We start from the raw sequence: 16,374 nt of genomic DNA on the forward strand, positions 1-16,374 counted from the left end.
AAGGAGTCCCGCGGCGGCCACTTCCGTGAGGATTACGAGGCGCGCGACGACGTCAACTTCCTCAAGCACACCATGGCCTATCGCACCCTCCCCGAGGAGGAGGGCCTCGAGGGCACCTCGATCCGTCTGGGCACCAAGCCCGTCGTGATCACCCGTTACGAGCCGAAGGAGCGTACGTTCTGATGACTGCCGTCGCTGAGAAGCCGGAGGCCGACGCCACGGCCGATGAGGTCCCCTCGTTCCAGGTCACCCTGCGCATCGCTCGCTTCAACCCCGAGGATGACAAGGGCACCCATTGGGAGGACTTCACCGTCACCATGCACGGCACCGACCGGGTGCTCGATGCGATGCATGAGGTCAAGTGGCACCAGGATGGTTCGCTCACCTTCCGTCGCTCGTGCGCCCACGGGATCTGCGGTTCGGACGCGATGCGGATCAACGGTCGCAACCGTCTGGCCTGCAAGACGCTGCTCAAGGATCTCGACATCGACAAGCCCATCACCATCGAGCCCATCAAGGGCCTCCCGGTGGAGAAGGACCTGATCGTCGACATGGAGCCGTTCTTCGACTCCTACAGGGAGGTCATGCCCTTCCTGGTCGCCAAGGGTCAGGAGCCCAGCCGCGAACGGCTGCAGACCGCCGAGGAGCGCGAGCGCTTCGACGACACCACCAAGTGCATCCTCTGCGCCGCGTGCACCTCCTCGTGCCCGGTGTTCTGGACCGACGGGCAGTACTTCGGCCCCGCCGCGATCGTCAACGCGCACCGCTTCATCTTCGACTCGCGCGATGACGCCGGTGAGCAGCGACTGGAGATCCTGAACTCCAAGGAGGGCGTGTGGCGCTGCCGCACCACCTTCAACTGCACCGAGGCGTGCCCCCGCGGCATCCAGGTCACCAAGGCGATCGCCGAGGTCAAGCAGGCCGTGATCCGCGGCCGCGTCTGAGCCACCGGCTCCCGGGCCTGCCGGGCCCATGAATGTGCGCTGGGGACTGATGTTCGAGAGATCATCGGTCCCCAGCGCACATTCGTCGTCTCAGGGATGCATGGGCACAGAGGGCGGCTCAGGAGTAGCTGACCACCAGCGGGGCGTGATCGGACCAGCGCGTGTCGTAGCTCGGCGCACGATCCACCTGCGCGGAGGTCGCCTTCGCGGCCAGGCTCTCGGTGGCGAGCTGGTAGTCGATCCGCCAGCCCGCATCGTTGTCGAAGGCCTTCCCCCGCTGCGACCACCAGGTGTAAGGGCCAGGGCCGTCACCGTGGAGGGTGCGGTGCACGTCCACGTACCCGGCGGCGGTGGTGAGGCGATCGAGGTATGCGCGCTCCTCGGGCAGGAACCCGGCTGACTTCAGGTTGCCCTTCCAGTTCTTGATGTCCCATTCGGTGTGGGCGATGTTGATGTCCCCGGTGAGCACCACATGGCGGCCGTCGCCCCGCAGCGCCTCCAGGCGCTCCATCATCACGTCCAGGAAGGAATATTTGTCGATCATCGTCTGCGGCTTCTCGGTGTTGCCCGAGTGCATGTAGCAGGAGATGACCGTCATCGTGGTGCCGTCTCCCAGCGGGTCCTCGAGGTCGGCCTCGAGCCAGCGGCCGGTGTGGGCATCCTCGTCGAGACCCGGCAGGCCACGGCGCACACCGGCCAGGTCGATGCGCTCCAGGGAGGTGCGGGCGGCGATCGCCACCCCGGCGCGTCCCTTCAGCTGCGAGGCCTCCCCCACGATGGACCAGCCCTCCCCCACGAGGCCGGCGAGCAGTTCCTCCGGGGCGCGCACCTCCTGCAGGGTGATGACGTCCGCCGGAGTGGAGGCGAGCCAGTCGGCCATCCCCTTCCGAGCGGCGGCACGCAGTCCGTTGACGTTGACGGTCGCGACTGTCAGGCTCACGCGGGCACCTCGATCCCGGCGGCGCGCTCGGCCGCCTCGACGACATTCTTCAGCAGCAGCGCACGGGTCATCGGCCCGACGCCACCGGGGTTGGGGCTGATCCAGCCGGCGACTTCGGCGGCGGCAGGATCCACGTCACCCACGAGCTTCGCCCTGCCGCCCTCGGGATCCTCCTGACGGGAGACCCCGACGTCGAGCACGATCGCGCCGGGTTTGACGTCTTCGGCACGGACCAGGTGGGCGGCGCCGGCGGCGGCGACGATCACGTCGGCACGGCGGAGGTGGGACGGAAGATCCGTGGTCCCGGTGTGGCACAGTGTGACGGTCGCGTTGTGCTCGCGGCGGGTCAGCAGCGCGCCGATGGAGCGGCCGACGGTGATGCCGCGGCCGACGACCACCACGTCCTTGCCGCGGAAGTCCTGGCCGTGGCGCCGCACCAGCTCGATCACGGCGCGCGGGGTGCAGGGCAACGGGGTGTCGATCTCGGTGTAGGCGTTGAGGATCAGGCGGCCGAGGTTCGTCGGGTGCAGCCCGTCGGCGTCCTTGGCCGGGTCGATCCGTTCGAGGATCGCATCGGTGTCGATCTGCTTCGGCAGCGGGAGCTGCACGATATATCCGGTGCAGGCGGGGTCGGCGTTCAGCTCATCGACCACTGCCTCGACGTCCTCCTGGGTGGCATCCGCCGGGAGGTGCTTCTGGATCGAGTTCAGTCCGATCTGCTCGCTGTCGCGGTGCTTCCCGCGCACATAGGCGGCGCTGCCCGGATCTTCGCCCACCAGCACGGTCGCGAGGCCCGGGCGCTGATGCCCGCCCTCGACGAGTCGCGCAACGCGCTCGGCAAGCTCCTCCTTGATCGCTTTCGCGGTGGCCTTGCCGTCGAGGATCTGAGCTGTCATGGCGCTCCTAGGGTTCTCAGGGGTGGTGGGTGGTGCAGATGCTGCAGCGGGGTCCCTGGATGCAGGGACACGTGTGGGGCCCGGCGCGGTGTGCCGGGCCCCACGAGGCTGCTCAGTACTGCTGGAGATCGGCGTACAGCGGCTTCGCCTCGGCGAGTGCCGCGGTGCGTGCGCGCAGCGATTCGAGGTCCGCGCCACCGGTCAGGGCCAGGGCGATGACATCGGCGACCTCGGTGAACTCCTCGGCGCCGAAGCCGCGGGTGGCGAGCGCCGGGGTGCCGATGCGCAGGCCCGAGGTGACGCGCGGCGGGCGCGGGTCGTTGGGGACGGCGTTGCGGTTCACGGTGATCCCGGCCTCGTGCAGGCGGTCCTCGGCCTGCTGGCCGTCGAGCTCGCTGTCGACGAGGTCCACCAGCACCAGGTGCACGTCGGTGCCACCGGAGATCAGCTTCACGCCGGCCGCCTTGGCGTCCTCGGCCTGAAGACGATCTGCGAGGATCTTCGCGCCCTCGAGGGTGCGGGCCTGACGGTCCTTAAAGTCCTCGGTCCCGGCGATCTTGAGCGCGATCGCCTTCGCTGCGATGACGTGCATCAGCGGACCGCCCTGCTGGCCGGGGAACACTGCCGAGTCGATCTTCTTGGCCCACTTCTCCTTGCAGAGGATCATGCCGGAGCGGGGCCCGCCGATGGTCTTGTGGATGGTGGTGGAGACCACGTCCGCGTAGGGGACGGGGCTGGGGTGCAGTCCCGCGGCGACCAGTCCCGCGAAGTGGGCCATATCGACCCAGAGCACCGCACCGACCTCATCGGCGATCTCACGGAAGGCGGGGAAGTCGAGCTGGCGGGTGTAGGCGGACCAGCCTGCCACGATCACCTTGGGCTGCTCGGCGACGGCCAGCTCGCGCACCTTGGCCATGTCGATCTGGCCGGTCTCGGGCTCGGTCTCATAGGCGACGATGTCGTAGAGACGGCCGGAGAAGTTGATCTTCATGCCGTGGGTGAGATGGCCGCCGTGCGCCAGGGAGAGGCCCATGAGCTTGTCACCGGGGCGAGCCAGGGCGTGCATCACCGCGGCGTTCGCGGACGCACCCGAGTGGGGCTGCACATTGGCGTGCTCGGCGCCGAAGAGCTCCTTCGCGCGGTCGATCGCGATCTGCTCGGCGACGTCGACCTCTTCGCAGCCGCCGTAGTAGCGGCGGCCCGGGTAGCCCTCGGCGTACTTGTTCGTGAGCACGGACCCCTGTGCCTGCAGCACTGCACGGGGAACGAAGTTCTCGCTCGCGATCATCTCGAGCGTGCGCTGCTGGCGCGCCAGCTCACGGTCGAGCACCTGGGCGATGTCCGGGTCGAGCTCGGAGATGGACTGGTCGAGGACGTTCACAGGGCCTCCTGCAGTGTCGGGGCGGATCGGCGGTGGACGCCGTCCTGCCATCTTAGGTTGCAGGACCGGATCGCCGCGCGGCGGCTCAGAGTTCGAGGCCGAGCCTCACCGGTTCGGGGACCAGGTGCACGCCGAAAGCCTGTTCCACCCGCTGCTGGACATCCTGGGCCAGCGCCACCAGGTCATCACTGCTCGCACCGCCGCGGTTGGTCAGGGCGAGGGAATGCTTGGTGGAGACTGCGGCGCGTTCGCCGAGCGCATGTCCGCGTTCGATGCCGGCGTGGCTGATGAGCCAGGCGGCGCTGGTCTTCACCCGTCCGCCGTCGACCTCGTAGCGCGGCGCACCGTCGGGCAGCAGTGCCGCCTCCCCCGGCGCGAGGATCGGATTGGTGAAGAACGACCCGGCGCTCCAGGTGTCGTGGTCGAGCGGGTCCAGCACCATTCCTTTGTCGCCGCGGATCCGCAGCACTGCTTCCCGCACCGCGCTCATCGGGGCCCGCTCCCCGACCTCGACGCCGAGCGCCTGGGCGAGCTGGGCGTAGCGGATCGGGGCCGAGCGGGAGCCGATGGTGTGCTGGAAGGTCACCGAGAGCACGACGTATCGGCCGGTGGCCGACGGCACCGGGCCCGAGTATCGGGTGCGCTTGAAGAGGCTGTCGCGGTAGGCGAATCCGCAGTCGGCGGCGAAGAAGGTACGCACCGCGTTCTTCTCCCGGTCCCAGGTGCGCACTCGGGAGATGGTCGAGGCGACCTCCTGCCCGTAGGCGCCGACGTTCTGGATCGGAGTGGCGCCGACGGTGCCGGGGATGCCCGAGAGTGCCTCGACCCCGACCATCTCGCGAGCGATCGCGTAGCGCACGGCGCGGTCCCAGTTCACCCCGGCGAAGTACTCGACGATGGCGCCGCCGCAGGTGGGGTCCAGCGGTGTGAGCTCGGCCGGGTCCACAGGGATGCCGTCCGGCTCACCGAAGGCGCCGACCTCGCAGGTGGCGTCCAGCAGCGGTGGGTCTTCCGGGTCCCGCAGGAGCACGACCGTGCCGTCGAACGGCGCATCGGAGGCGACCAGGTTCGAGCCACCGCCAAGCACCAGCAGAGGCTCGCCTGCGGCGTCGGCCGCGGCGACCGCCTCGATCACCTCATCGGCGGTGCGGGCTTCGATCAACTTGCGGATCTGCCCTCCGATCCGAAGGGTGGTCAGGTCGGAGAGCTTCATGCGGCATCGTTCCCGGTGCGGGTCTCGGAGGAGTCGACGGCCGGGAGTGCGAGGGTGGCACGGGCACGACCGAGCACCTTGGTGCCATCCACCTCCGCGGTGATGTCCACCCTGGCCGTCCGTGCGGCCTCATCGATCGCTGCGACGACGGCGCTCACCTCGAGGGTCACGGTGCCGGTCGCGGGCACCGGGATCGGATTCGTGAAACGGGTCGTGTAGGCACGCACAGCGGTGGGATCCGCAATCGCGTCGAGCAGCCCGGTGACCGCGACGCCCATGGTGAGCATGCCGTGGGCGATCACGCCCGGGAGCCCGGCCTCGGCGGCGACGGTGTCGTTGTAGTGGATGGGGTTGAAGTCCCCCGAGGCCCCGGCATATCGCACGAGCGTGTCGCGGGTGATCTCGTGCCGGGTACGGGCGAGCTCCTGGCCGATGACCAGGTCGGCGAGGTCCACAGGGGTGGGAGTGGTGGCGGTCATGTCTGCTCCTGGTTTCCGGGGAGGCGGGCGTGGCGAGGGAAGGCGCGGAGAGTGCGGCGGGCGCGGCGGGCGCGAGTCAGGCTCAGGCGCCGCGGACGACGAGCATGCTGCGCACGCTGGCGACATCGGAGCCGGCCTCATCAGTCAGGTCCACGCGGGTGGTGATCATCGAGTGTCCACCGGCGGCTCGGACCGCTTCGACGGTGAGGGTCGGCACCAGGCGGTCCCCGGCCACAACGGGTCGGTGGAGGGTGAAGGTTTCCTCCCCGTGCACCACCCGGCGGAAGTCGATGCCTGCGGCAGGGTCCTCGATGTACTGCGCCTCCGTGGCCTGTGCGAGGGATACCAGGAAAGTCGGCGGAGCGACCACGTCGGCGTGGCCAGCGCTGCGCGCGGCCTCGGCGTCTGTGTGCACCGGCGACCCGGCGCCGGTGGCGTGGGCGAATTCGATGATCTTCGCAGCGGAGACCGTGTGCACGGGTCCGGCCGGGTAAGTGCGCCCTGCGAAGGCGGGATCGGGGGTGGTGGTCACGATGTCTCCCGAGGTCGGGTCGGCGGGGCCGACGAATGTGGACCCCTCGATCATCTCACCGTCGGCGTGCGGTGGCGGTGCCTCGGCACGCTGGATCCCGTTTCTGTCACGGTGACCGAACCCATCGCCGCGACCAGGTCCGGCGTCGACAGCCCCGGAGAACGACGAAGGCCACCCGGATGATCCGGGTGGCCTTCGTGGAAGTGCGTTCGACTCGCTCAGCGGGTCTCGCGGTGAGCCGTCTGCTTGCCGCAGGTCGGGCAGAACTTCGAGAGCTCCAGCCGGTCCGGCGTATTGCGACGGTTCTTCTTGGTGATGTAGTTGCGCGCCTTGCAGTCAACACAGGCCATGGTGATCTTGGGACGCACGTCAGAGCTCTTGCTCGCCACGGTTCGCCTCTTTCGTCCGGGTGACGCGCTCCGCAGCGCGCCTCGTGGGTCCCCGTGCTCGGGGGATGTGGATTCTGCACGCCGGTGATGACCGGTGTGGTACCGAGGGCGGGGATCGAACCCGCGACCTCACGATTATGAGTCGTGCGCTCTAACCGTCTGAGCTACCCCGGCGTGACCGATGAAGCGGCCCGTCTCGAATGAGAACGGGCCGCCGCATCCATCAGAGCCCTGAAAGGGAATCGAACCCTTGACCTTCTCCTTACCATGGAGACGCTCTGCCGACTGAGCTATCAGGGCAACCCGGTAAACCTTACCCGCCTCCTTGCCCGGAGGCAATTCGGGGGCGGACCCCGGTGCTTCGGATCACATGGACCCTCCGCAGTGGCAGATGAGGGATTCGAACCCCCGTAGGCAATGCCAGCTGATTTACAGTCAGCTCCCTTTGGCCACTCGGGTAATCTGCCGCGACTGCTCCCGCTGCCCACCCGACCTGGATCGCGTGGCCGCCGGAAGCGGACCTGAATCAGCATAGCGGCGTCCCGCCGCCGATGCGAACTCGGAGGGGCATCGGGACGCATGAAGAGCATCACAGCTCTCCGCGCGGCTCGTGGACAATGGGGGTGCGGCCCACCCGTGCGGCCGCCTGAAGGAAGGACCCACCGTGGCAGATTCATCGTTCGACATCGTCAGCAAGCTCGATCGCCAGGAGATCGACAACGCTGTCAACCAGGCAGTGAAGGAGGTCGGGCAGCGGTACGACTTCCGGGGCACCGGGGCGTCGATCACGCTCAGCGGCGACGAGATCGTCATGACCGCCAACGCGGAGGAGCGGGTGCTCGCCGTGCTGGATGTGCTCCAGTCCAAGCTCATCCGTCGCGGGATCTCACTGAAGGCGCTCGAGGTGGACGAGCCCAAGCAGTCCGGCAAGGAGACTCGCCTGGCCGCTGCGCTCAAGGAGGGCATCAGCACCGAGGACGCCAAGAAGATCTCGAAGCTGATCCGCGAAGAGGGCCCGAAGGCGGTCAAGGCGCGGATCGAGGGGGACGAGCTGCGCGTCTCCTCCAAGAGCCGGGATGATCTGCAGGAGGTCATCGCCCTGCTGAAGGGCAAGGATCTGGATGTCGCGCTCCAGTTCGTCAACTACCGCTGAGGCCAAGGCGCCGGCACCGGTACCCCACGCCTGACGCCTGACGCCTGACGCCTGACGCCTGACGCCTGACGCCTGACGCCTGACGCCCACAGCATGGAGGAAGGCCCCGCACCCCACGAAGGGTGCGGGGCCTTCCCCACGAAGAACCGGACAATCAGCCCTGGTTCGAGGTCGAATCCTGCTGCTCAGCGTGCTCATTGAGCTGCGTGCCCTTGTCCGCCAGCCCATTGACCAGATTGGCCACAGGACCGCTCACGAAGCTGTTCCACTCCTCGACATACGCGTCGTAGTCCGGACCGACCCACTCCACCGAGTTCACCAGGTTGGTAGCGCCACTGATCAGCTCAAGAATCTGCTGACCAGCATCATTCACGCCCTGCGCAACCTCGCGACCCTCTTCCGGATTCATACCCTTGAAAGCCATGACCTACCCCTTTCGCCCCACCACGGAGCTTCAAAACACACGAAGAAAAGAAACTGAAGATCCGAGGATCAGGAAGACGCCTCACGCTGCGCCGCAGCATTCTGCGTCCCACGCTCAGAGAAATCGCCACACTGCTGAGTCACCTGCTGCGCAAGCTGACCGAGACCATCGGTGAACTCGGTGACGTAACGATCCCGGTCCTCACCGGTCCAATCGAACTCCGACACACGCGACGCGATCTGCTGGAACGCCTGCTGAACATCCTCACCAGCCTGCTGAATCTGCTGCGCCATCTGCTCGACAGACTCCGGGGTCATACCCTTCTTCATGGTGTCCTCCATGTCGTAGTGAAAAACTCGGTCCCACCCACCGGAGAAGACCTCCACGGCCACTGACCGCTTCCTCGACCCTGTCCCCCAGGTGATGACACAACTCTAGAACCCCCACCCCCACTTGGCGATGGGGACAACTCCCCATGGCCCTCCACATCCCCATTCCCCCGCATCACTGCAGGTCAAATGCCCTTCATGCGCTTCTCGACGTTGTGGACAGAGCCGGTCTCCCGCTCCAGGTCCCCTGACGGGCCCCGGGCTCGTCGGCGCATCGGACCTTCCGCCCGCTCTCCGCCGGCGCACAAGACCGCTGCTCAGCGAGCCCGCGCGCCCAGCAGCCCAGCAGCCCAGCAGCCCAGCAGCCCAGCACGAGGCCACCGCATGAGCATCCGTCACGGCATGGAGGAAGGCCCCGCACCCCACGAAGGGTGCGGGGCCTTCCCCACGAAGAACCGGACAATCAGCCCTGGTTCGAGGTCGAATCCTGCTGCTCAGCGTGCTCATTGAGCTGCGTGCCCTTGTCCGCCAGCCCATTGACCAGATTGGCCACAGGACCGCTCACGAAGCTGTTCCACTCCTCGACATACGCGTCGTAGTCCGGACCGACCCACTCCACCGAGTTCACCAGGTTGGTAGCGCCACTGATCAGCTCAAGAATCTGCTGACCAACATCATTCACGCCCTGCGCAACCTCGCGACCCTCTTCCGGATTCATACCCTTGAAAGCCATGACCTACCCCTTTCGCCCCACCACGGAGCTTCAAAACACACGAAGAAAAGAAACTGAAGATCCGAGGATCAGGAAGACGCCTCACGCTGCGCCGCAGCATTCTGCGTCCCACGCTCAGAGAAATCGCCACACTGCTGAGTCACCTGCTGCGCAAGCTGACCGAGACCATCGGTGAACTCGGTGACGTAACGATCCCGGTCCTCACCGGTCCAATCGAACTCCGACACACGCGACGCGATCTGCTGGAACGCCTGCTGAACATCCTCACCAGCCTGCTGAATCTGCTGCGCCATCTGCTCGACAGACTCCGGGGTCATACCCTTCTTCATGGTGTCCTCCATGTCGTAGTGAAAAACTCGGTCCCACCCACCGGAGAAGACCTCCACGGCCACTGACCGCTTCCTCGACCCTGTCCCCCAGGTGATGACACAACTCTAGAACCCCCACCCCCACTTGGCGATGGGGACAACTCCCCAGGCAGAGGTCCCCACGCGACATCCCCCGGGAACTGACCCGGCCGTGCAACTTCGTCCCCGTCGTCACATGCGAACGGCCTCGGACCCGAAGGTCCGAGGCCGTCACCAGGTGAGGGGCGCGGGGTCAGCTGAGGTCCAGGGTCACGGAGTCCTGGATCGCGCGGACGGTCTCGATCTCGTCATCTGCGCTCTCAGCGCCGCAGCTCCCCACGATCTCCAGGACGTCCTTCGCCACGCCGCCGCGGTCGACGACCGCATAGCGCGCCGCCTGGACGACGGTCGGTCGCCCGGGCTGCGTGTATCCGTACTCGCTGGCGATCCAGGTCATCCCCTCCACCTGGATCTCCCCCGTGCCGAGCTCCTCGAGCTCGGGAAGAGCAGCCTTGCGCTGCTCGAGGCCGGCCTTGGCCGCGTCGAGGGTGAAGTCCGGTCCGAAGCGCTGCACAGTCACCACGACGTTCGCCCGGAACTGCCCCTCCACCCGGGGCTGTGCCACAGCGACCTGGACTCCGGGAACGGTCAAGGACTCCCAATCGTCCGGCACCTCTATGGTGATGCGCGGCGGACCCGGAAAATCCGCGCTCGGATATTCGATGTTCTTGGCCATGGATTAGCTCCGTTCGTCCCACCTCTGACGGCGCCAAACATATCAGGCATGAACGAGGCCCGAACACGCCATGGGTTCGGGCCTCGGGCATCGGTCGCGAGTACCGGGTGATGCGTTGTCAGTTCGAGGAGGTCGCGTCCTGCTCGGCCGCATTGCGATCCGCCGTATCGCCGAGATCGTTGACGGAATTCATGATCTGCTGCAGCGCCGGAACCATCTCTCCCGACCACTGGCTGCGGAAGCGATCAGCATCGGGACCGGTCCAGTCCACCTCTTCGAGACCGGAGGTGAGCTCCTGCTCGATCCTCGTGATCTCCTCGGCCGCATCGCGGAGCTGGGCCGACATCCGCCGGACCTCTTCGACGTTCATACCCTTCGTGGCGTTCACGGTTCGGGTTCCCCTTCCTGGTGTCTCGCGCCTGCGCCCTGATCCGGTGCACGGGCCTGCTGTCGTACGGAAATCACTCTAGAGCGATCTGGGAGCCGGGACCATGGGGAGGAGTCCCCATGGGGACAACCGAGCACTGCCCGCATCTTCCCGTGGCAGCGCGGCAGCCCGGGCACACCCGCACCGTCCTGCCCGCCCGCACCGTTCAGCCAGTGGTGATCTGTGCGACCTGCAGCTTCAGCGCGCGTCCGCTGTAGACGAGGAAGCCACGGCCGGCGGGGAAGTCCGCTCGACGGATCCTCCCCAATCCGGTGCCGAGCAGGGAGTCCCCGTCCATGTCGCTGGGCTGCAGGAGCAGGCCGCGGCGACCGGCCTTGAAGGGCTGGGCGAGCACGTAGGCCTGCGACCACGACGCGGATTCGTTCTCACCGACCACGAACTGGCCCTCGCGAGTGCTGGCACGGATCAGCTTGTCCAGATCATTCTCGACGCCGCTGCCGGTGAAGTCCGCGACCCCGTCGATGAACAGGGCCAGCTTTCCCTCACCGACGCTGCCGGATTCGATGGTCTCGCGCAGCTGGGCGGCGAGCTCCCTGACGGTGTCCGGGTCCGAGGCCTCCACATCCCAGATCGGCAGGCCGGTCAGCGGGGTGCGACGCGAGGAGAAGCGCACCAGGCGCATCGGCTCGTCCATCGCCTTCAGCCCGGTGGCGATCGTCAGCATCGCGGTGGTGCGCCCGGATCCCATCGGCCCGGTGACCATGAAGGCGCCGCGCGGCTCGTAGGTGATCTCGGCGAGCGTCTCGTCGGCCAGGCCCAGCACCGGGAGACCGCCGCGGGTCGGTCGCAGCGAGGAGAACTCCACCCGTTCGGGAAGTCGTTCGATCGCCGGCGCCTCGGGCACCCCGGCCCGCCGCATCGCCTGGGCGAGCTTGGCGACCTCGCGGGACTGCAGCGCGACGTTGGAGTCTCCGCCATGCACCGCGACCTGCACCTCGTGGCCGTCCTGGATCGCACGTCCAGGCGGAGAGTTGGCGTCCAGCACGTCCTTAGGCTCGCCGAATCCGGCGTAGTCATCGATGCTGGCCATGCGGTGGATCAGTCGTCTCTGGATGGATGATCCGAGCGAGGTGGGAATCGCGTTGGGGCGGTCGCCGGTGACGATGACGTGCACCCCCACCTGGCGGCCGTCGGTGGCGATCTGGACGAAGGCCGTGAACCACTTGGACAGATTCGAGTAGTCATACGCTTCGCGGAAGGCCGCCATGCCGTCCACCAGCAGCAGGATGCGCGGGGTGTCGGGCTTGCCGGCCAGCTCGCGGTACTCCGCCACGGAGCCGGCACGGATCCTCGCGAACTCCTTGGCCCGCTCGTCGATCAGCTCCCGCAGGGTCCGCAGAAGGCGGATCACCCTCTCCTCGTCATCGCCGGGGATGATCGAGCCCACGTGCGGCAGCTCCTCCAGCATCGTCAGACCGGAGGCACCGAAGTCGAGCCCGTAGACGTGCACCGGCCCGCCGCGCACGGTCGAGGCGGCCGAGATCGCGAAGGTGCGCAGGGTGGTGGACTTTCCGGAGCCGCCCGTGCCGTAGATGGCCATATTGCCGTCACGGTCGGGGTAGTAGGAGGTGGTCGGCTGCGCCTGGTCCTCGGGAACATCCATGACGCCGAGCAGGAGCTCCTCGTCGGTGCGTCGGCTGGGAAGCCGGGAGAGGTCGTAGGCGTCGGCGAGCTCGGACAGCCACGGCTTGCGGGGCGCGGGCACCCCGGCGTTCTCCGCTGCGGCTTTGACCGTGGCCACCACGCGGGAGATGTCGTTGGGACCGGGGTCCTTGACCTCCTTGGTCGGTGGGGAGGGGATGTCCCATTGCTCGCCGGTGCCGAAGTCCTTCTCGACGATGTCGATCCGGGCCCGCTCGGGCTCATCCGTGGTCCACCCACCGGCGTACCCGGTCTGGAAGGTGGCGATGCGGCCGGGCCCGGTCTTGGCTGCGCCACGTCCCGGGATGCTGGGGTCGAAGTGCGCGGACATCTTGTCTCCGAGGATGTCCTTGGAGTCGGCCTCGTCCGCCATGCGCAGGGCGATGCGGAGGTTCGTGTTGGCGCGCAGGTTGTCCTTGATGACGCCGGCCGGGCGCTGGGTGGCGAGGATCAGGTGCAGGCCGAGGGAGCGGCCCCGGGCGGCGACGTCCACGACGCCGTCCACGAATTCGGGGATCTCCTTGGCCAGTGCCGCGAACTCGTCGACGATGATGATGAGGCTGGGGGGTGCCTCGGGATCGCCGGTCCGCTCGAGCGAGACCAGGTCCTTCGCCTTCTTGCGGTTCAGCAGGTGCTCGCGGTAGTGCAGCTCGGCGCGCAGCGAGGTCAGGGCTCGTCGCACCAGGTGCTGGGAGAGGTCGGTGACCAGGCCCACGGTGTGGGGCAGCTCGACGGCGTCGGCGAACGCAGCGCCGCCCTTGTAGTCCACGAACAGGAAGGTCACCCGGTCGGGGCTGTGGGCGGTGGCCATGCCCAGCACCCAGGCCTGGAGGAACTCCGACTTGCCAGCGCCGGTGGTGCCGCCGACCAGAGCGTGCGGGCCGTTGGTGCGCAGGTCCAGGTGGTAGGCGTCCTGGCCGTTGTGGCCGATCAGTCCGCGGAGGTTTGCATCGTGCTTGCGGCGCTGAGGCTCCGAGCCGTCGCGCGGGGTGAGGGAGTTGTTCTCCTTCCACCGCTCGATGATGTAGTTCGGGTCCTCGGCCGTCTGCATGCCGGCGAGCTTGAGGTAGGAGATCGCCCGCGGGAGGTCGGAGTCGTCGTCGATCGGGACTCCCGCATCGACCACCGGGGAGAGGTGGCGGGCCACACCCGAGGCCACCTCGATCGAGACGGTCTCGACGGTGACCGGGTAGAACCGCTCCCCCAGCCGCACGTGGCCGGCGCTCGCGCCGTCGACTGACTCCTCGACGGACACGTAGGTGCGGCAGGCCGCCGGGAGTGCGGCGACGTTGGAGGCGCTCCAGATGACGTGCACGCCGACATCCGGTCCGCGCTCGGCGATGCGCACCAGGCGAGCCCGATCCACGGGCGCGTCGTCCTCGATGATGACCACCAGGCTCGGGGTGACCGGCTCGGGCGGGATCGGCGTCTCCTGCTTGACGTCGGAGGTCATCGGGGTGCGCAGCTGGGGCGGGGCGTCGCCGGCCCGCTGCTCGATGAGCTCCTCGATCCGTGCGACCAGTGAGTTGCCCCGCCCGGGGGTGTCCGCCAAGTGGTCCCCCGGCAGCGGCGAGTGCGGGCTCGAAGTGTGCGGGAGCCATTTCAGCCACTGCCACATCTCGCGGCTCGCGCGCGAGGTGATCGCGGCGATCGCGACCTCCGCCGGTGAGTGGAGGGAGAAGAGCTGGGTGACGATGCCGCGGGCGACCCCATCGGCCTCCTCCCCACCTCCGGCGACGCCGAGGTTCCCGGCGTTGCGGAGCTCCGCGACCACCGGCACTCCGGCGATCAGCTTGTACTCCTCGTTCATGTCATCGAGCATGTCGTAGTACTTGGGGATCGCGTCGTTCTCCCCCGGCATCTCGATGCCCACGCGAGAATCGGCGACACCCAGTCCCAGCCGCACGGTGCCGAAGGCGTTGTGCTCGGGCCGGTGGGTCCACAGCAGGCGCCCCAGGCGGAAGGCGGCATCCACGGTATCGGCGGCCGACGGGGCCTCGACCAGCCGGACCGCACGTTCGAGGTCCTGGGCGGCGGTGACCCGGCGCTTGAGGGAGGCCAATCCTTCCTCGAAGTTCTTGATCTGGCGCTCGAGCATCTTCTTCTGCTGGAACTTGCGGTTCAGATATCCCGCGGTGGCCATCATCGGCATCATGAACACGAACATGAGCGAGAACGGGCTGCGGGTCATCGAGAACATGAGGCCGCCCATGAGGATCGGGGCGAACATCATGAAGATGGGGAAGAACTGCGGGTTGGGCTCCTTCGGCGGGGTCGGCGCCTTGAGGGGGCGGTAGGGGAACCGCGGCACCACCCGGGGTGAGCGGTTGAACTCCACCACCGGAGAGCTCGGCGCGGTGCCGCCGAGGCGATGCAGGGCGATCACCGAGAAGGTGGTCTGGCCGATCAGCACCGTGTCCGCGGGTCCGATCACGGCTCGCTGGACCTGCTCGCCGCCGATCACCACTCCGTTGGAGGAATGCAGGTCGACGATCTCGATCGAGTCTCCGACGTTGATGCGGGCATGCCGCTTGGAGAGCATCGGATCCCCGATGCGGATGTCGAGATCCCCCTCCCGGCCGATCACGCTGGACCCCGTGGGCAGTGGGAATTCGCGGCCTGTCTCGGGCCCCGACAGCACCCGCATCAGTGCGACCGCTGCGCCGCGCGACTCGGAACGGGTGGCGTACTCGGTGGAGGAACGGGCGATCGAGACCACGCTGCCGGAGCGCAGCCCGGCCTGGATGAGGTCGATCTCGCGGTCCAGCGAGCGCACCCCCTTCGCGCCTGTGCCCGCGCCGGGGTCCTGGACCTGCAGGGTCAGGCCTTCCGGTGCCACCGCGTCGCTGCGCAGCGGATCCGCGGAGTACAGGGCACCCGCCACATCAGCCACCGTCGCGGTCGCATCGGCGGTGACCTCGAGATCGGTCAGCCGGTCCTCGGGCCTGCGCAGCGTGAGCTTGATACGCACTGGTGTTCCTCCCCCTCAGCGGACCCCTCGTCCGCCTGCTGCAGCGCCCCTGGGGGCAACCCGTTCCAAGAATGTGTGTGCTGGCGTCGGCGGTCGTTCAGTCCTCGTCGATATCCTGCGACTGGTCCAGCAGGTGGAGGTCTTCACTGCTCACCAGCCGAGAGAAGACGGCGTGCTCCACCAGGCGGGCCCGCCGGTTGCTGGCCAGCTTGCCCGGTCCGCCACGCAGTCCCCGCACCCCGAGCCGGTCGAGCTTGTCGCAGACGTTGTCGAGCTTGCGGTTGAACTTCGTGAGCGGCCATCCCAATCGTGCTGCGGCCTGGGCAGAAGTGGGCACCGAGCTCATCCCGGATCCTTCTCGGGTCAGCATCGGTTCGGCGAGCCCGAGGATCAGGAGCTTCTGGCTCGGGGTGAGCTGCACCGAGCCGACGGTGGTCTCCCCTGCCGGATCCTCCGGACCGGCGATCCGTGCGAACTCCGGGGACTCCGCATGCACCGACAGGTCATAGGTGGTGGGCCCGGCCGTGAACACCACCTTGGTGATGTCGAAGACCAGCGGGATGCGCGCGCCGGGGGCGAGCCAGGCCTGCATCGAACCGGTGCCGTCGGTGATCGTCGCGGACAGCCGCGAACCGATGTTCACCAGCCACCACATCGACTCCACCTGGACGATCGTGAGGAAGCGTCGATGGAGGAAAGGATTGTCCTCATCGATCGCAAGATCTGCCTCGCGGCCGATCGTGAGCTCCTCACCGTCCTCGACGCGGTACCACTCCCCGCAGAACTCGACCGAAATCGTCGACGCCATCGTCAGCCGT

Annotated in this window: 17 protein-coding genes, 3 tRNA genes and 1 pseudogene; 3 read left to right on the plus strand and 18 right to left on the minus strand. The window is 67.7% G+C overall.

All coding sequences use genetic code 11. The features are described from left to right. Positions 1–183 (plus strand): annotated as a pseudogene (locus ACT3UF_RS00005) (succinate dehydrogenase/fumarate reductase flavoprotein subunit); the annotation flags it as partial. Then, a complete protein-coding gene (locus tag ACT3UF_RS00010; protein WP_444592108.1) occupies positions 183–944 on the plus strand; it encodes a succinate dehydrogenase iron-sulfur subunit in 762 nt (253 codons plus the stop codon). The pseudogene ACT3UF_RS00005 and the gene ACT3UF_RS00010, both read left to right, overlap by 1 nt. Before the next feature lie 118 nt (positions 945–1,062). Here the strand turns inward: ACT3UF_RS00010 and ACT3UF_RS00015 are convergent, their stop codons facing one another. The 10 genes from ACT3UF_RS00015 to ACT3UF_RS00060 all read right to left on the minus strand — a co-directional run bounded on the left by ACT3UF_RS00015 (position 1,063) and on the right by ACT3UF_RS00060 (position 7,241). Next, positions 1,063–1,884 (minus strand): exodeoxyribonuclease III, encoded by an 822-nt coding sequence (locus ACT3UF_RS00015; RefSeq protein WP_444607938.1) that lies wholly within the window; start codon positions 1,882–1,884, stop codon positions 1,063–1,065. Further along, positions 1,881–2,780, minus strand: coding sequence for a bifunctional methylenetetrahydrofolate dehydrogenase/methenyltetrahydrofolate cyclohydrolase (locus tag ACT3UF_RS00020; protein ID WP_441445599.1), 900 nt, complete (start codon positions 2,778–2,780; stop codon positions 1,881–1,883). Before ACT3UF_RS00020 ends, ACT3UF_RS00015 begins: the two co-directional genes overlap by 4 nt. Positions 2,781–2,892: 112 nt before the next feature. After that, on the minus strand, positions 2,893–4,161 hold the full coding sequence (gene glyA / locus ACT3UF_RS00025) for a serine hydroxymethyltransferase (RefSeq protein WP_441445600.1): 1,269 nt from the start codon (positions 4,159–4,161) through the stop codon (positions 2,893–2,895). Positions 4,162–4,246: 85 nt separating this feature from the next. Beyond that, the gene (locus ACT3UF_RS00030; protein WP_441445601.1) at positions 4,247–5,374 is read right to left on the minus strand and encodes a UDP-N-acetylmuramate dehydrogenase; all 1,128 of its coding nucleotides are present in this window, start codon (positions 5,372–5,374) and stop codon (positions 4,247–4,249) included. Further along, the gene (locus ACT3UF_RS00035) at positions 5,371–5,853 is read right to left on the minus strand and encodes a MaoC/PaaZ C-terminal domain-containing protein (RefSeq protein WP_441445602.1); all 483 of its coding nucleotides are present in this window, start codon (positions 5,851–5,853) and stop codon (positions 5,371–5,373) included. Before ACT3UF_RS00035 ends, ACT3UF_RS00030 begins: the two co-directional genes overlap by 4 nt. Positions 5,854–5,935: 82 nt before the next feature. Then, positions 5,936–6,385, minus strand: coding sequence for an FAS1-like dehydratase domain-containing protein (locus ACT3UF_RS00040; RefSeq protein WP_441445603.1), 450 nt, complete (start codon positions 6,383–6,385; stop codon positions 5,936–5,938). 218 nt (positions 6,386–6,603) lie between these two features. Then, positions 6,604–6,774 (minus strand): 50S ribosomal protein L33, encoded by a 171-nt coding sequence (rpmG, locus tag ACT3UF_RS00045; protein ID WP_029360274.1) that lies wholly within the window; start codon positions 6,772–6,774, stop codon positions 6,604–6,606. Positions 6,775–6,871: 97 nt separating this feature from the next. Then, positions 6,872–6,948: transfer RNA gene (locus ACT3UF_RS00050), tRNA-Met, on the minus strand. Positions 6,949–7,001: 53 nt separating this feature from the next. Then, positions 7,002–7,074, minus strand: a tRNA-Thr gene (locus tag ACT3UF_RS00055). An 85-nt stretch (positions 7,075–7,159) separates the two neighbouring features. Then, positions 7,160–7,241 (minus strand) — tRNA-Tyr (locus ACT3UF_RS00060). A gap of 197 nt (positions 7,242–7,438) precedes the next feature. Between ACT3UF_RS00060 and ACT3UF_RS00065 the strand changes: the two genes are divergently transcribed. After that, positions 7,439–7,927, plus strand: coding sequence for a YajQ family cyclic di-GMP-binding protein (locus ACT3UF_RS00065; RefSeq protein WP_441445604.1), 489 nt, complete (start codon positions 7,439–7,441; stop codon positions 7,925–7,927). Positions 7,928–8,081: 154 nt separating this feature from the next. Here ACT3UF_RS00065 and ACT3UF_RS00070 read toward each other — a convergent pair whose 3' ends face one another. The 8 genes from ACT3UF_RS00070 to ACT3UF_RS00105 all read right to left on the minus strand — a co-directional run bounded on the left by ACT3UF_RS00070 (position 8,082) and on the right by ACT3UF_RS00105 (position 16,364). Continuing rightward, entirely contained in the window at positions 8,082–8,351 is a 270-nt protein-coding gene (locus ACT3UF_RS00070) for a WXG100 family type VII secretion target (protein WP_441445605.1), read from the minus strand. Positions 8,352–8,419: 68 nt separating this feature from the next. Beyond that, complete coding sequence (locus tag ACT3UF_RS00075) at positions 8,420–8,680, minus strand: hypothetical protein (RefSeq protein WP_441445606.1); 261 nt, start codon at positions 8,678–8,680, stop codon at positions 8,420–8,422. A gap of 463 nt (positions 8,681–9,143) precedes the next feature. Next, positions 9,144–9,413, minus strand: a complete 270-nt coding sequence (locus tag ACT3UF_RS00080; protein ID WP_444607939.1) for a WXG100 family type VII secretion target — start codon at positions 9,411–9,413, stop codon at positions 9,144–9,146. A 68-nt stretch (positions 9,414–9,481) separates the two neighbouring features. Then, a complete protein-coding gene (locus ACT3UF_RS00085) occupies positions 9,482–9,742 on the minus strand; it encodes a hypothetical protein (protein WP_441445606.1) in 261 nt (86 codons plus the stop codon). Between the two features lie 271 nt (positions 9,743–10,013). Beyond that, complete coding sequence (locus tag ACT3UF_RS00090) at positions 10,014–10,496, minus strand: hypothetical protein (protein WP_441445607.1); 483 nt, start codon at positions 10,494–10,496, stop codon at positions 10,014–10,016. 118 nt (positions 10,497–10,614) lie between these two features. Beyond that, positions 10,615–10,884, minus strand: coding sequence for a WXG100 family type VII secretion target (locus ACT3UF_RS00095; RefSeq protein WP_441445608.1), 270 nt, complete (start codon positions 10,882–10,884; stop codon positions 10,615–10,617). Between the two features lie 205 nt (positions 10,885–11,089). Continuing rightward, complete coding sequence (locus ACT3UF_RS00100) at positions 11,090–15,556, minus strand: FtsK/SpoIIIE domain-containing protein (protein WP_441445609.1); 4,467 nt, start codon at positions 15,554–15,556, stop codon at positions 11,090–11,092. Between the two features lie 97 nt (positions 15,557–15,653). Continuing rightward, the gene (locus ACT3UF_RS00105) at positions 15,654–16,364 is read right to left on the minus strand and encodes a hypothetical protein (protein ID WP_441445610.1); all 711 of its coding nucleotides are present in this window, start codon (positions 16,362–16,364) and stop codon (positions 15,654–15,656) included. Between the last annotated feature and the right edge of the window lie 10 nt (positions 16,365–16,374).

Source organism: Brachybacterium sp. AOP24-D1-21 (assembly GCF_052378665.1).
GTDB lineage: Bacteria > Actinomycetota > Actinomycetes > Actinomycetales > Dermabacteraceae > Brachybacterium.